This is a genomic window from Granulicella sp. S156 (assembly GCF_009766105.1).
Lineage (GTDB): Bacteria > Acidobacteriota > Terriglobia > Terriglobales > Acidobacteriaceae > Granulicella.
Genome location: NZ_LMUH01000018.1, coordinates 130,699 through 145,986, shown reverse-complemented (window position 1 = coordinate 145,986; position 15,288 = coordinate 130,699). Strand labels below are relative to the sequence as shown.

Genomic DNA, 15,288 nt, shown 5'->3' with positions numbered 1-15,288 from the left:
CGTTTACGCCTCCTCTACGACCTTATGGGGATCTTCGTCATCACGAATCTGCACTGTAGATATCCGCCACGCATGGAGGCCAGTGTAGAAGCCTTGGCGCATCTTGTGAAATACCTAACCTCTCAAAGTGGCCCCCCACAAGTCACAGGCCTTGGAAAAATAAACCTCTTATTTTCATGGGGATTAGAGCCGATTGCACCGTGAACGAGGCAGAGACCGGTTGACAGCCCTAACCCACAAGGCGAACATAAGGCGAACATACCTCGTGCCCACCGCCGCCACAATCCGACTCCAGATCGAAGCTAAACTCGCTCGCAAGATTCCCTCAGCGCTCACCCCGGTTCCACGAGTGATTCGCCCCGTCGTGCCGACTGGCGTGAGTGAGGTCGATGTTCTGCTAGCGGGCGGACTGCCGGTCGGAGCCATCACCGAGATGGCCGGAGTGGAATCGACCGGTCGCACAGGAATTGCACTCTCATTCCTGCGTCACCTTGTCCATGCAGGAAGAGCCTGTGCGTGGGTAGACGTTTCCGACACGCTCTGTCCCGAATCCGCAGCAGAAGCGGGGGTCGATCTTGCCCGCCTGCTATGGGTGCGGTGCGGGGTTTCTAAATCGCAAGCTAAACCATCTACCGAATACAAGTTCTCGTTACCCGACAGGTTTTTTATTCCAGCCTCCATCAAGAAGGGCTTGCACGGCGGTGGCTGCGGGGGACATCCGCGCAACGAAGTCAAAGGACTCCCGGATGCCGTGAGTGGCCTGCTTCGGCCGGAGGCCATAGCGCCACGCTGCGCCGAGCCCCAACACAAGATACGAGCGGAGCGGGAAGTCTTTATGCCGCAGCCACAGGCCATTGCGACGCGCTCGAATTTGCGCATGAACCCCACCAAACCGTGGGCGCGCATCGAGCAGGCTCTCCGAGTCACAGATCTTCTTTTGCAGGCCGGGGGCTTCAGTGCGATTGTCCTCGACATGGCGAGCATCGCCCCGGAGTACGCCTCGCGCGTCCCGCTGTCTACATGGTTCCGCTACCGCACGGCTGCAGAGCGGACGCAGGCTGTGTTCCTTCTCCTCACGCAGCATTCGTGCGCCAAGAGCAGCAGTGAGCTTCTGCTGCGGTTCCAGCCAGGCGAGGCGCGCGATAACGAAACTACCTTATTCACGGGAATCGAACACCGCCTGCAAGTCGAGCGTAGACGCTTCGCGCAGGAACCGACAAATGTAATCCCGCTACGCAAGCCTCCCCACAGCGTGAACGCCGCGCGCTGGAGAAGCCAGAGCACCTGGGCAGGTGAACGATGACAAAGCACGAAATCTACGCCTGCCTCTATGCAAAGGAGTTTCCGGCACAGGCATTGCTTCGTCTGCGGCCAGAACTACGGAGCAAACCATGTGTGGTGATGGAGGGGGAGCCGCCTCTCGAAGAGATATGCTCCCTCACACGCAAGGCGCGAAGTCTCGGTATGAGTCGCGGCATGACGCGAGTAGAAGTTGACACCTTTTCCGAAGTCATTGTGCTGCAACGATCCTTGAAGGATGAGGCCACAGCAAGGGCAGTTCTGCTCGAATGCGCAGGCTGTTATTCGCCGCGTGTCGAGAATTGGGACTACGAACGCTCGTTTCTGTGCGCGATCGACATTGCGGGAACGACAGGGCTATTCGGCCCACCGGCAACGCTCGCTCGGAATCTACTTACCCGCGTCGGCACTCTGGGGCTCACTGCCTGCGTTGCAGTGAGCAGTAATTTCCATGCAGCAGTCGCAGTTGCCAAGGGACCATTGCCGATATCGGTGCGGATCATACCCACAGGCGAAGAGAGCAAGGCACTGGCAGCCTTGCCGCTCACGGTACTCGATCTTACCGAAGAACAGGCTCAGACCTTTGCGCTCTGGGGTATTAACACACTGGGAATGCTGGCCGCGTTGCCGGAGAAGGAACTCATCTCCCGAATAGGACAGGCTGGCAAGCGGCTCCGCCAGATGGCGCGCGGCGAGATGCCGCACCTCTTTCAGCCTGTAGAACCGGTGTTCACCCTCGTGGAGCGAATGGAGTTGGACTCGCCTGTAGAGTTACTCGATGCCCTGATGTTCGTGGTGAACGTGATGCTGGAGCAGATCATTTTGCGCGCTACTGCGCGAGTGCTCGCCTTGGCCTCTGTCAGCGTCACTCTTGCTCTCGAAGGCGGCACAACATACACGCGTACGGTTCAGCCCGCACTGCCCACCAACGATCGGCAAGTCTGGCTCAAGCTGCTGCATCTAGACCTCGAATCCCATCCTCCCCAAGCTGCGATCCTGGCTGTTGAACTCGACGCCGAATCAGGAAGCACGAGCCAGATACAACTTGGACTGTTCTCTCCGCAGTTGCCAGAGTCTTCCCGTCTCGATGTCACGCTCGCACGCATCCGCGCCATCGTCGGTGATGAGAACGTTGGCCGTGCTGTTCTTACGGACACGCATCAGCTTGACGGCTTCCGCATCGAACCCTTCAGCATCTCCTCAGCAGATCCCTCGGCGCTCTCATCCGCCCCGATGCGGCCAGCCATGCGGCGGTTACGTCCGGCAGAGACAGTGTTTGTCACATTGCAGAGCGAACGACCCAAGGCGTTCACGTTTCGAGAGAGGCGCTATTCGGTCGAAAGCGCGTACGGTCCGTGGCTGACGGGTGGCGAGTGGTGGACAGCAACGCTATGGGGATCTGAGCAGTGGGACCTTGCGGTCCGTACTCATGATGGCGTCATGCTTTGTGTCTGCCTGATTCGCGACCTGTTGCGCAACCAATGGCAGATCGTTGGGCTGTATGACTGACTATGTTGAACTGCACGCGTCCAGCGCCTTCAGCTTCCTTCAGGCTGCGTCACAACCGGAAAGCTTAATCGAGCGCGCAGTTGAATTGAAGATGCCATCAATGGCGCTACTCGACCATAACGGCGTCTACGGCTCTGCCCGTTTCCACACCAGCGCGCAGCGCAATAGCATCCGTGCGCACATCGGAGCGGAGATCTCCATATCGAGTTTTGGTCCGCGATTGACACCACCGGCGTGGCTCCCGCACCAACATAAGACCGAGCCCGCACGAATTCCATTACTCTGCGAGTCGCGCCAGGGCTACCAGAATCTCTGCCAGCTCATCACGAAATTCAAGATGCGTGAACTCACGAAGGGCGATGGGGCAGCGACCTTCGATGACCTCCAGCAATACGCCACAGGCCTGATATGTCTTACCGGGGGAGACGAGGGACCATTGGCTGCGGCGCTCGCGTGCGGCGGTGAGTCGGCTGGCCGCGAAACCGTCCAGCAACTGATTCACATCTTTGGTTCTAAGAACGTCTATGTCGAATTGCAGCGACACCAGGAGCGAGAGGAGGAATGGCGCAATCAGGCCGCGATCCGCATTGCACGCTCTTTGAATCTCCCGGTGATAGCCACCAATGGTGTTCGCTACGCGACTGCGTATGACCGCGAGATTCAGGATCTATTGACGGCCATCCGCAATCATGTCGAACTCGACCAGGCTGGCCGCCTTCTAGCTGTCAACAGCCACCGTCACCTTCGCGCCGCGCATGAGATGGCTGCATTATTCCGCGATGTTCCAGGAGCAATCGAGAATACCGTCAGTCTTTCTGCGCGACTTGGCTTTCAGCTCAGTGATCTGGGGTACGAATTCCCACGTTACGCCGTTGCCGATGAAGAGACGATGGACAGCTTCCTCCGCAAGCGAGTCATGGAAGGCGTCGAGAGCAGGTATGCTCCCAAGAACGACCGCAACCTCATGGATAAAGCCAGGAAGCAGGTGGAGCGCGAACTGGCGCTCATTGCGAAGCTCGGATTTGCTGGATACTTTTTAATCGTCTGGGACATCATCCGTTTTTGCAAACAGAACGATATCTTGGTGCAGGGTCGCGGCAGTGCGGCAAATTCTGCGGTGTGCTACTGCCTTGAAATCACGGCTATCGACCCGGTTGGAATGGATCTGCTCTTCGAGCGTTTCCTAAGCGAGAGCCGCAACGAATGGCCGGACATCGATCTCGATCTTCCTTCGGAAGATAAACGCGAACAAGCGATCCAGTATGTGTACCAACGCTATGGCGAGCTTGGCGCAGCCATGACTGCAAATGTCATCACTTACCGCGGCAAATCTGCCGCCCGCGAGACAGGCAAGGCAATGGGCTTTGACGAAGATACTCTTGGACGATTGTCGAGCCTCGTGGGGCAGTGGGAGTGGCGAGGCAAGACGGATACGATGGCCCACTCCTTTCACCATGCCGGCTTCGACATTCGGCATCCGCGCATTGCCAAATACCTTGAGCTGTCAATGCGGATTCAGGACTTACCCCGTCATCTCGGACAGCACAGCGGTGGCATGGTCATCTGCCAGGGACAGTTGAATCATGTCGTGCCGCTCGAACGCGCCTCGATGGTGGGACGAACGGTTGTCCAGTGGGATAAGGAGGATTGCGCCGATCTCGGTATTATCAAAGTTGATCTGCTCGGCCTTGGCATGATGGCTGTTATCAAGGATTGCCTGGAACTGATCCCGCAACACTACGGCGACAGTGTCGATCTCGCACAGCTACCTGAAGACGACGAAATCTATAGCGTTCTCCAGAAGGCCGATACGGTGGGTATGTTCCAGATCGAGTCCAGGGCGCAGATGGCCTCGCTACCGCGCAATTATCCGCGCAAATTTTACGACTTGGTTGTTCAGGTCGCGATCATTCGTCCGGGCCCCATCGTTGGTCAGATGATGCACCCGTATATGCGGAGGCGCCAGGGAAAAGAAGCCGTGAGTTACCCTCACCCTTCGCTAGAACCTGTTCTGAAGCGCACGCTTGGAGTGCCACTATTTCAAGAGCAACTGCTGCGTATCGCCATGACGGTCGCCGATTTTTCTGGCGCGGAGGCCGATGAGCTAAGACGTGCCGTAGGGATGCGCCGTTCATGGGAGCGCATGAAGTCTCTTGAAAGCAAGCTGCGTTCAGGCATGACTACCAAAGGCATTGACGCGAAGACCCAGGACACTATTGTTCAGCACATCAGCTCATTTTCCTTGTACGGCTTCCCCGAATCGCACGCGGCCAGCTTTGCTCTCATTGCCTATGCTTCTGCGTACTTCAAGGTGAAATACCTGGCAGCGTTCACAGCCGCGATCCTCAATAACCAGCCGATGGGCTTTTACAGCGCTGCGGTCCTCGTCAAGGACGCGCAGCGGCATGGGCTGCGTGTGAAACCCATCGATGTGCAGGTATCGAACTGGCCCTGCACTGTCGAACACGAGAGTGACGGCACTCTCTCTTTGCGAATCGGACTCGGCTACGCAAAGAGCATAGCGAAGCGATCGGTGGAGGCGCTAGTCTTATCACGCCAACATGACGGTCCTTTCCGTTCCGCGGAAGACCTTACACAGCGTGTGCCATCACTCAATCGGAGAGAACTGACGAGGCTCGCGCAAATCGGCGCCCTGAACCAACTCGACGGCATCCAGCATCGCCGCGATGCGCTATGGCAGGTCGAGCGCGCCGGGAAGCTCGAAGGACCATTACTCCGACAGGCCAGCGAATCATTGAGCGAAGACTCCGCCGCGCGTCCTCTGCAGCAGATGAACGTCGAAGAGCGCCTCGTCGCGGACTATGCAGGCACGGGACTCACGGTTGGAAAGCATCCCATGTACTACCGTCGGCCCGCGCTGCGACGCAGCAATATCCTCTCTGCCGAAGAACTGCGAACCCGCCGCGACGGTGAGTTTGTCCGCGTGGCCGGCTGCATCATTGCACGGCAGAGGCCAGGCACGGCCAAGGGATTCATCTTCATTTCAATGGAAGACGAGACTGGCATCGCCAACGTCATCGTGACACCCGATCTCTACGACCGGGACCGCCTGGTGGTCACCCGCAGCAAGTTTCTACTTGTAGAAGGCCCACTCCAGAACCAGGACAACGTGATCCATGTGAAGGCAACGCGCCTGACAGCTCTTTCCGACCGTGCTCTCGAAGTACGGTCGCATGACTTTCATTAAGGTAGAATGCAGCCGTTGTGAAGCCAATATCCAGTCAATCGCCACCGAATTAGGAGCGATCAGGTACAGGCACTTTGTGTGGTTTCAGGAGCTCGCGTGTGCCAGAGGAGGAAACTGAACTACAATTGCTCCTCAAATGCCCCTGACCCAGCTCAGCAGTCGCCCGAATTTGCAAACGGCTATCCGGACGCTGCTACTTTCCGGGTTCAGGATCGAAAACAACGAGAGGCAGCCTACCCACACGGAGATTTACTGTTCAGCGCCAATGCTTGGCGCCAGCGTTCCCTTGATGATTGTCCTGACGGACGAAGATCAACTTCCGCCCGACATTTGGCCTCAGGTCCACCTGGCGGCCCGGCGCTCCAATCGAACCCTCGTTGCTATCGCCAACTTATCGGGCACAGACCAGCTCGGCTGGGTCGACTTCCTGGAATCCTTCGGCGGAGCCGTGCCATCCTGGCGCGCATTGGATGACTCGTACCTCAGCAAGCTGGAGATTGCGGCAAAGAACGCCAACCCCGAAGGGGTCGACGGGGAGGCATGGCGGCTGTTCGAATCACTGGTGGCCGACGGCTTGGAGTTCTGTTTCGGCAGATCTGTCAGGCGGCTCGGTGCCGCCAAGCGCGGTCAAAAGGTCTCAGACATGATTGCCCAGATTCCAGACGGAAGTGTATTGGTCTTGGACGCGAAAGCAACTTCCACATCGTTCAATGCCGCTATCTCCAAGCTTCGCGCACTGGCCGAATATACCGAGACCGAACGCATCCGGCAACGAGGATTCGCAGAAGTCTTCGGCGCGGCAGTCGTCTCAAAGGCCTTCGACCAGAGCGAAGCCTCGCTGTTGCAAATCTCCCGCGAATTCATGTCTCAGGCTGGAGTTCCGGCCGCGTTTCTCGAGGTCAGCACGCTGGCCCACTTCGTAACTTGCTTCAAGCATCAGCCCAATCTCAGGACGGGGATAAAGTGGCGGCTTCTGTTCGCCGGCGGCCTTTTGACGAGGGGCATGTTTGACAAAGAGGTGGAAGCCCTCAAAGCGGAGCGCTACTAATGGGCACATCGAAAAATGTCGCTTCTCCGGACACGCCGCCATGGAAGATGGCCTTGGCGGTACTTGGTCGGCCTGAGGTTCCGGTTTCGAGGCAGAATCGCGAAATTTGGCGTTCGGTTCAAGCCGAACGTGGCCCGGAAGCTGCCGACGACTTCTCCCAGCCGGTGCTGGCGACCGCCTGTCGCCTGGCGGCGGAGTCCTCAGATGTCCGAATCTCGCTTCATACATTTGAGGAGCATCTGGCAGACCAAAACAAGGGCGGCTTCGCGGTGGAGATTGCCAAAAGAGCTCTGGTTCGTGCCGTCCATGCCCAGCAGGGCGCAGAAGGATTCGCACGCGAGCTTTTCGCGGAAGCGACATCGTACTATGCCTCGCGGGACTTGCCGAGCTTTGTGGGCGCATCCGATCGGGTCAAAACGACATCGGCGGCAATCGCGCTCAAATCCAGCCTCAAGGAGACGACGCGGTCAATTGTCAGCTCCGCCGGAGTGCCGGCGGTTGACCCTGATGGCTGGGCGAAATATGTTGGGGGCGTGTTCCGGAAGTTGAAGGGTACACGTTAATGGCCACATTCCATTTCTATCGTGGCGCAACCCCTCAGGTCCCCTTGGGAACGCTGCTGAAGCTTGATGGCGATGTCATCACCGGCAGAAAGAGCGTCGAGGAGAACTTTGGAGAAATATCCAGTCTTGAACTGGATCTTCTGTCGATCGCATCTTCGATATTTGCCGCCGATCGCGGACAGCAACGAGGGGAGCGCGAGAGATTCGCGCGTACGCTCGAACTACATATTCCGATCGTCAATACCGGGCACCTCATCGGCCTGGTACCCATCATCGAAAAAACGTTGCGACGATTATCGAACGACACCTGGCGGATCAACCTCTATCAATGTCCTGGAACAATTTCCGATTCCAAGGGCACCAAACACGCTGCGGGCAAAGTTCTCTTATTCTCCGGCGGCCTTGACTCTCTGGCCGCCGCGGTCGAGTTTTCCCGCGGTGCCGATAGCTTAGCCCTCGTGAGTCACCACACAATGAACCGGCAGACGACGACGGCTCAATCGACGCTCTACCAAATGTTGTTGAAGAAAGGATGCAACCTAACGCATCACAGCTTTTTTGTGTCCGCCCGCGACAAGGACTCATTCGAGCACGCAATTGAAAACAGCCAGCGAACTCGCTCCTTCCTTTTCCTGACGCTTGCGGCCATCACCGCAAACCGCTTGGGTCGACGAGAGATTGTGGTGATTGCCGAGAATGGACAGATGGCCATTCACCTTCCCCTCAGCTCGGCGCGGATTGCGGCTTTTTCCACGCACACGGCACATCCGGACGTTCTGGCCGAGATGCAGCGCTACTTGCGGGGCGCATTCGGCATCGATTTTGTTATTCAAAACCCCTATGTTCTCAAGACAAAGAAGGAAGTCATCGAGCCAATCGTCAAGAACGCCCCGGAGACGATTCCCCACTCGAACAGTTGCTGGAAGAACTCGCGGATCAAGAAGGGTGCAACTCATTGCGGAGAATGCATCCCGTGTTTTATTCGGCGCATTGCAATTGAAAGTTACCAGCCCGACAAGACAGCGTACGGCAGAGATGTATTCAAGATGAAATTTGGCAGCCTCCAGCCGGCCGACGAAGGCCGCCGCAACCTCGCCGACCTTGCCGAACTCACATTGAAATTCGAGAAGATGTCGAATACCGAGTTATACGATGAATGGCCAGAGCTCTATTCGGAAAATATCGACGCTCCGGCAACAATCGAGATGTACAGGCGCGCGGCGGCCGAAACAAGAGCTGTTCTCTCCAAGTACCCCGCCTCTGCCGAGGTCTTGACATGAAAATCAGCCACAAGCAACTCGAGTCATGCCGCATAAGCCCGAAGAGCTGGGTGGCCTCCCGGCAGCCCGGAGCAGGGTGGGCCAGCTTCGGCTACAGACAAGCCTTGAACCTGGCGATCTCTGCTTTCCACAGTACGAACAATATCGGAACGGCCAAAGCCAAAGTCGACGGGTACGTTGCCAAGAATTTCAAAGACGCCAAGCGCATTGCCGATCTCTACGGGTACCTGGACGAATATGCAAAATGGTTTGCGACATCTGGAATTATCTCGGCTGATTCCAACGTATTGCTTGCCTACCCATTAACGAGCAACTGGCAGCTCGGCGGTCTTATCTCGAGAGTTGACTATCTCCAGTCGGGTTATCGAGCGGTACTGTTCGAAGGCATTGCTCCTGGGTGGGAAGACCAGCTTCGGATGCCTTTGATCCAAACGGCCATCGCCGTCCGTTACGGCCGTCCCGCTACAGAGGTCAAAGTTGGCTTCCAGGAATTAGACGGGAATACACTGACCGATACGCGTTACAACATCGCGCAGCGCAGCTCGGCCGAAGATGAATTCAAGAAAATTGGAGCCCAGGTTTGGAAGCTCTTGCCGAATCTATCTCCCTAGTTAGTAATTCCAGAGCTCGCTTTACGCCGTAGTCTGAAGCTCCACTTCCTCGCCGTAGCCATCATGGAAGTAGAATCACCTCTCAAGCATGAGACACATTGCAAAAACGCGCGAGCTATTCGAGCGTCTGCTCGAAAGTGAGGATGCTGCCGGCCGCGGGCTCGCGTTTGAGAGACTTCTCGGCGCGCGACTCACTGCCGATGGATTCACGGTGCACTTCAATCCAAAAACGGCTCGGCCACGACAGACCGATCTGGTCGCGATCCGCGAGTCCCAGCATTTCCTGATCGAGGCGAAATGGCGCAAGCGGAACATCGATGTTGGGGATGTAGATAACCTGCGGATGCGATTGAATCGCATCCCGTCCGACATCGTCGGTTGCATCTTCAACATGTCCGGCTACGGTTCCGGTGCGATCAAGCAAGTGGAGAGCGATCGCACGCGAGAGATCCTGCTCTTCAATGCAGCTGAGATCAATTCGATCTTCGCCGACCGGTTTGACGTCCACGAGCTCATCCGGCGCAAGCGCGAAATATTGCGTGTCGAAGGACGGGTATGGTTCGACGACCCGAGGCCTGAGTCGTCCGCCCGCCGCAAGAACTTCCCGCCGACTTGCCGGGAGTTCCGCACCAAGACCGGCGCCGCTCCTCTAGTCGCGTTTCCCTCCGATAACGACGAGACAACTTTCTTCCTCGATATTCCGGAGACCGGGGCGATCGATACATTTGTTTCCATGGAACTCCGGCTGGCCCTTCACGATACCGCCGAACTGGCCGATGTTCTCGAAACGATTCAAGAGACGGTGGGGCTTTCGGATCAGGGAACCTTCAGCATTCAGCAACTCTCGCACGCGTGGTACGGCTTCGGGGCCCAAAATTTCCTCGACGCGATTGGAAACTGGGAACGGCGCTATTCGGATGCGAGGCTGAAGTCCCCGCACCACTCGGAAGCTCTCGTCTTTCTCGATCGCTCCGGCGGTGCACTGATCGCGCTGACATCACGACAGAGAGTAGGCGACTCGACGTTCCTGCATGCCTCGGAGCTCAAGATTCAGCTGCCGGGCGTCCCGGTCGACTTATCGAAGATTCAGGAACTGGCACGCAAGACGGGCAATCCTGATGCTCTTTTTCAGACAAGTTTGGGAAGCGGACTGCACTCAGCCCATTTCAAGACCGGACAGATAAAGCTAGTGCCTCATTCGAAGATAGTCAGCGCAGACCATGGAGAGGAATGGGTCTCCGGGATCGTGGCAAAGAATCCATTCACGGCGAGCCGGATCAAGCGGCTTGCCGGAGGCCTCGGTGAGATTTTCCTGCGGCATCTCTCCGAGCCCAAGCACCTGCTTTGCGCCGTAGGCGACTGGTACCCGCTTCGCGACGAAGTCTCGAATTTTTCGGTGCGCAGTGTTTTCGGAACCAGTATCGGGCATGTGCCGGTTCTGAATGTTCGCTGCACCTGGGAAGAACATGTCCTGCGTTCGAAAGATACATCCGTGAATGAGGCTCTGCTCGCCGAGATCCCGGATGTGATCGAGCCGAATGACGAACCGGTCGATCGACTCAGTCACGACGCGCCGAAGCCCCCGAAGAAAAAGAGGCGATGAATGGCTCAACTCTGGTCGAAACCTCTCCATTGAGACATTGTTTTCGTCGGGCACCCCGGCCGAGAATGGTTCGGGTCTGCCATTTGCGCCTGAGCGCCTGGTCTACATCTTGAAGGCGTAGGCTAGAGTCATCCGAAATCAAGGAGCCATCCGTGCCGCAAATCAAGACCCAGCTCGCTGAACTGCTTCTCGAGTGCCGCTTCCATCAGCCGGCAGACAAGTTTCGCTCGCAGCGGCCATTTTTACCGGATATCGAGGCGGTTCAGGCTATCTTATTCAACCCGAAGCAAAGCCGCCAGGTAAAGATCGCGGCCTATCGCGGATGGCTCGAAAAGAACCAGCCCTGCGTTTTCGGCAAGACGGCTGCGACCAATAAAGGTGTGTACATCTGTCTCCTGGAAGAGCAGGAAATCCTCCGCATGGCGCGGGGAGACGCCGACGTCGAGGATACGATTCAGGATCACCGGCAGGCCTGGAAGAGGCTGGCGCTCGAAGGCCGCGTCTCCTCCTTCCTGATTCTGTTGACCAGCAAACAGCTCGTCTTGAAGGAACCGAACGACGCACTTAAGGAGATTTGCCGCCGGCTTCTCGAGCTCTACATGCGGATCAAAGTTCCCGACGACTCCTTCCAGACCGAGCGCGAGTATGTGTTTCTGCGAAGACCGGACAACACGCTTCTCAAATTCTCGACGCTCCCCAATATCTTCTGCGCCCAAGGGGATGGCCGTTGGTGGCACGACCACCGCACGCCGGGCGGAATCATGATCACCTCAAACGCGCTGGGCCACTTCGTCTATGCTCGCTCGAAGAAGACTCAGTTGGATGAGACCGCTTGTGCGTCGGCTCTGGAGCAAGCGATGCGCACGATCGCTAACGCGCGCAAGGACCCTTCAGACGGGAAGACGAAGTTCGCTCACTGTCCGGCGACGATGCTCGTCCCCAGAAACGCAACTGACCCCACGCCGCTGCGTCCGACCTCGGAGTTTAGCGGGTTTTCGACCGACCACTATGCTGGATACTTTCACACCGACCATCTGATTCCATCCGTCTTCTTCCAGAAAGAACGCGATCCCAGGACTCTCCATCGTTATGAGGATCTCGGCTTCCGCTACATCTTTGATCCCGCCGCAGATCCCGTGGGGCATGCCGAACTGATGGCCGGTATTCCCGCAAAATGGTTCGAAGCGCAACAGAGCATGGATCGGATTCCTGACTTCGCCGATCCGGAACATACCTCGATGACGGATTCCCGGCTGCGGGGCCGTTTGACGAGCTGGCTCGAAGATCGGATTCGTTCTCGATGTTGAATGTTGCGGAGTCGGGAGTTAGCAGTTTCGAGCGAATCATCATCTTCGCTGCGCGATTATGGGCTTAGGATCACCCCCCTCAATCGGCTCCCCGTATTGACTGGTCACATTTGAAATAAGAGTTCGTCTGATTCTCGGTCAGGAGTCGAGCCCCGTTCACGGATCCTGGGCTCCGCTTCAACGCGAGGCCACGACTGATCGGCTATCCGTTTTTCTAAGTTAGGCAGGTGTACGATTCCGTAATGCCCGACACTTGCATCTTCTGCGACAACGAAGCTGATAGCGACGAACACCTCTGGCCGGATTGGGTGCATGAGTTCATCAGGAAGAACGGCATCGAGCTGGGTGGCCTTCGAACGCAGATAGGCAATGGTCCTGAGGTCATCGAGTACGACCTCGAGAAGAAGATCGACACCGTTTGCCACAAGTGCAACAACACATGGATGAGCCAGTTCGAGCAGAAGAATCGACCCCGGTTCCTCAAGATGCTCCAGAACGAGCCGTTCACTCTCGACGCCGGTGGAATGAAGATCATTACCGAATGGGCTGTCCTGAAGTCCATGGTTTTGGAGTCAACAAAACCCCGACATGGCAATGATCCTTTCTACACACGGGAAGAGCGCATTGCCTTCCATGAACATCATGAGATTCCGGCACGAACGCGAGTATGGGTTGGTGCTCTCGACGGGTTCCATATCGGCGGCCACACCACGGATTTCACGATCAACGGCGATGGTGGGAAGACGAGGATTGGCACAGGCTTCGTCAGTACGATCTACATGGGTTATTTTGTCTGCCAGGTCGCCACGGAACATTTCTATCCGGGCGTTCCCGTTGACCAGATTCCACCGATAGACCCACCGCCCGGAAGCAGCAACTCAAAGCTCATTCAGATATATCCGCAGGTTTCAAAGAAAGCGGATTGGCCACCGGCGCCGTTCACAAATGGTGGACCGAATGGTATCGCGTACCTGATGCAGCGTTGGCGACAGGGCGAGAAGGTTTCGATGGTCACGAAGGACGGCGTTGTGAGATTGCCCGATCCTACTTCTTGAGTCGGTAAAGACCACGATCAAGCTTGATGAACAGAACCGAGTTGTTCCCCGGATTACCGTTGCAATGCTTCGGCAAGAACGTCCCTGCAAACCGCATTCCAAGCGTGTTGTTTACATCGGCCGCACGGAACTGCACAGGGATTCGGCCAGCGGCGACGGCATCACGGATCAGGCAGATCGTTTGGCCTTCGACCTTAGGTTGATTGTCTCAGATGAGATACTTAGCCTGCGCAGACGAGGCAAAGCATGGCTATTGATGACGAGATAGACGCCGCCCGGTCACAGATCGAGTTTGGGAAGACAGGTACCGCCCCGAAGGTCGTCACCACTGCGCTTGAGGGATTGGCAGCAGTTGGCATCCCCGGAACGAAACCGGCTGCCTATTTCATGAAGAAGGTGCTTGAGCAGCGAGAGGAAAATACTGCCTATCTCCTTGACGCCACCATTTTAAGGCTCCGTGGTCTCGAGGAGCAGGTCAAGACGCTATCTGACGCTCACAAACAATTCATCGCCGAACAGCTTCCTCTACTCTTGGCCGATGCGATGAGCAAATCGGAACGAACGGGATCGAAAGAAAGGATTGATCGCCTGAGCCTCATCGTTGTCCATACCGTGATGGGAGGACCAACGGCTGATTTGAAAGAAGCAGATGAGATGATGCGCGTCACTGTAGACCTGACCGACGCCGACATCGACATCCTCGCCAAAATCTATACGGTTCAGGGTGCTGAGCTGAGACGGACGGCTTTCCAGCCCGAGACGAACCTAGCAAACAACACCTGGCGGGAACTTCAGTCCGAAGACCCCATCTTCAAAACGTCTGAGATTCATAGCATCTGCGCCAAGTTGCAGAGCCTTGGTTTGGTAACGCAGGTTTCACCAATAGGGACTGTTCTCGACCTGACATCGATACCGTATGCCGTCTTGCGAAAAGGGGCCGACTACCTTGAAGCGGTCGGACGTTTCTCAAACAAGCAAGAGAGTTGAACCCACTGAAGTGAGATTGTGGCCCATTTTCACTTGCGGGCTGTGAACGCAATACACGGTTGGACCAACGATCAGGACCGCTGGAGTGGTACGTTGCTGACTTGGCAGACGCAATCCGGAGTTGTGCTGTGGAGCGGTGTGGACCCGTCGTGCCTTGCTCTCTACACCCATCTGCAAGCGTTCTTGCGTTCGCGCCAAGCGACTCTTCTCCCGGCGGGCGCAACGCTGAGCAATTCACAGAGGGGCAATCTCGGTGAATTCATTGCGTTCGTGATCGGTCACCAAAATGTCTTCGCCAGCCCATCCCACCGCATCGTGACCAACAATGCGTATGACCCTCTCAGTGGCATCTCTATGAGCGGACTGGATATCGCCTACGTTCATTTTCATCCGACTGACCCTCAAGGGGACATGCTCTTTATCCAGGAGGTGAAGACGACGGGAGATTCCTCCCTCGCGTATGGAGACGCACTCGTCGCCGATTACCAGAAGCTGTACGAGGGCGACGGCAGGACCGTCTTGGTGAATCGAGCGGCTGCCATCAAAAACCGGCTTGAGTTTGAACATCAGCTGTCGGACGACCTTCTGGCCCGAGTCGACGATCTCGTCGGTACTTCGCCGCAGAATAGCTCTCAAGTTCACCTTGTGCCTACCCTCGTTCACGAGGCTGCGGGTGCCGATCCGGTGACCAAACTCATCGCCGTTCGGACTCAGATCGCCGGGTTTGGCTGGGCCCACAATCAAATAACTGCCTGGAGCATCGCACTTGCTAATTTAGACACGAGCCTTGTGAAGCTCGCTACAGGAGGGTTTTAGCA

Annotated in this window: 12 protein-coding genes; all 12 read left to right on the top strand. The window is 56.7% G+C overall.

The window, feature by feature from the left end; all coding sequences use genetic code 11:
- Positions 1–265: 265 nt before the first annotated feature.
- The 12 genes from GSQ91_RS14390 (at position 266) to GSQ91_RS14335 (ending at position 15,286) form a co-directional block, all read left to right on the top strand.
- Positions 266–1,303, top strand: a complete 1,038-nt coding sequence (locus GSQ91_RS14390; protein WP_158822461.1) for a recombinase RecA — start codon at positions 266–268, stop codon at positions 1,301–1,303.
- The gene (locus GSQ91_RS14385) at positions 1,300–2,808 is read left to right on the top strand and encodes a DNA polymerase Y family protein (protein WP_158822460.1); all 1,509 of its coding nucleotides are present in this window, start codon (positions 1,300–1,302) and stop codon (positions 2,806–2,808) included. The genes GSQ91_RS14390 and GSQ91_RS14385 overlap by 4 nt, the downstream gene beginning before the upstream one ends.
- Positions 2,801–6,016, top strand: a complete 3,216-nt coding sequence (locus GSQ91_RS14380; RefSeq protein WP_158822459.1) for a DNA polymerase III subunit alpha — start codon at positions 2,801–2,803, stop codon at positions 6,014–6,016. Before GSQ91_RS14385 ends, GSQ91_RS14380 begins: the two co-directional genes overlap by 8 nt.
- A gap of 289 nt (positions 6,017–6,305) precedes the next feature.
- Positions 6,306–7,064: a hypothetical protein gene (locus tag GSQ91_RS14375; protein ID WP_158822458.1), complete on the top strand. Its 759-nt coding sequence runs from the start codon at positions 6,306–6,308 to the stop codon at positions 7,062–7,064.
- A complete protein-coding gene (locus tag GSQ91_RS14370; protein WP_158822457.1) occupies positions 7,064–7,627 on the top strand; it encodes a hypothetical protein in 564 nt (187 codons plus the stop codon). Before GSQ91_RS14375 ends, GSQ91_RS14370 begins: the two co-directional genes overlap by 1 nt.
- The gene (locus tag GSQ91_RS14365) at positions 7,627–8,907 is read left to right on the top strand and encodes a 7-cyano-7-deazaguanine synthase (RefSeq protein WP_158822456.1); all 1,281 of its coding nucleotides are present in this window, start codon (positions 7,627–7,629) and stop codon (positions 8,905–8,907) included. Before GSQ91_RS14370 ends, GSQ91_RS14365 begins: the two co-directional genes overlap by 1 nt.
- 104 nt (positions 8,908–9,011) lie before the next feature.
- Positions 9,012–9,518 carry a hypothetical protein gene (locus GSQ91_RS14360; protein ID WP_158822455.1) on the top strand — a complete coding sequence of 169 codons (507 nt, stop codon included), beginning with the start codon at positions 9,012–9,014 and terminating at the stop codon, positions 9,516–9,518.
- An 88-nt stretch (positions 9,519–9,606) separates the two neighbouring features.
- Complete coding sequence (locus GSQ91_RS14355; protein ID WP_158822454.1) at positions 9,607–11,121, top strand: restriction endonuclease; 1,515 nt, start codon at positions 9,607–9,609, stop codon at positions 11,119–11,121.
- Positions 11,122–11,273: 152 nt separating this feature from the next.
- Positions 11,274–12,428 carry a hypothetical protein gene (locus tag GSQ91_RS14350; protein WP_158822453.1) on the top strand — a complete coding sequence of 385 codons (1,155 nt, stop codon included), beginning with the start codon at positions 11,274–11,276 and terminating at the stop codon, positions 12,426–12,428.
- Positions 12,429–12,670: 242 nt separating this feature from the next.
- Positions 12,671–13,483, top strand: coding sequence for a hypothetical protein (locus GSQ91_RS14345; protein WP_158822452.1), 813 nt, complete (start codon positions 12,671–12,673; stop codon positions 13,481–13,483).
- A 246-nt stretch (positions 13,484–13,729) separates the two neighbouring features.
- Entirely contained in the window at positions 13,730–14,470 is a 741-nt protein-coding gene (locus GSQ91_RS14340; RefSeq protein ID WP_158822451.1) for a hypothetical protein, read from the top strand.
- Positions 14,471–14,488: 18 nt separating this feature from the next.
- Positions 14,489–15,286 carry a hypothetical protein gene (locus tag GSQ91_RS14335; RefSeq protein ID WP_158822450.1) on the top strand — a complete coding sequence of 266 codons (798 nt, stop codon included), beginning with the start codon at positions 14,489–14,491 and terminating at the stop codon, positions 15,284–15,286.
- Positions 15,287–15,288 lie beyond the last annotated feature (2 nt).

What these genes read in the sequence shown, in the direction of transcription:
- GSQ91_RS14385 (WP_158822460.1), top strand. Translation starts at nt 1,300, where the DNA reads ATGACAAAGCACGAAATCTACGCCTGCCTCTATGCAAAGGAGTTTCCG.
- GSQ91_RS14380 (WP_158822459.1), top strand. Translation starts at nt 2,801, where the DNA reads ATGACTGACTATGTTGAACTGCACGCGTCCAGCGCCTTCAGCTTCCTT.
- GSQ91_RS14375 (WP_158822458.1), top strand. Translation starts at nt 6,306, where the DNA reads ATGATTGTCCTGACGGACGAAGATCAACTTCCGCCCGACATTTGGCCT.
- GSQ91_RS14370 (WP_158822457.1), top strand. Translation starts at nt 7,064, where the DNA reads ATGGGCACATCGAAAAATGTCGCTTCTCCGGACACGCCGCCATGGAAG.
- GSQ91_RS14365 (WP_158822456.1), top strand. Translation starts at nt 7,627, where the DNA reads ATGGCCACATTCCATTTCTATCGTGGCGCAACCCCTCAGGTCCCCTTG.
- GSQ91_RS14355 (WP_158822454.1), top strand. Translation starts at nt 9,607, where the DNA reads ATGAGACACATTGCAAAAACGCGCGAGCTATTCGAGCGTCTGCTCGAA.
- GSQ91_RS14345 (WP_158822452.1), top strand. Translation starts at nt 12,671, where the DNA reads ATGCCCGACACTTGCATCTTCTGCGACAACGAAGCTGATAGCGACGAA.
- GSQ91_RS14340 (WP_158822451.1), top strand. Translation starts at nt 13,730, where the DNA reads ATGGCTATTGATGACGAGATAGACGCCGCCCGGTCACAGATCGAGTTT.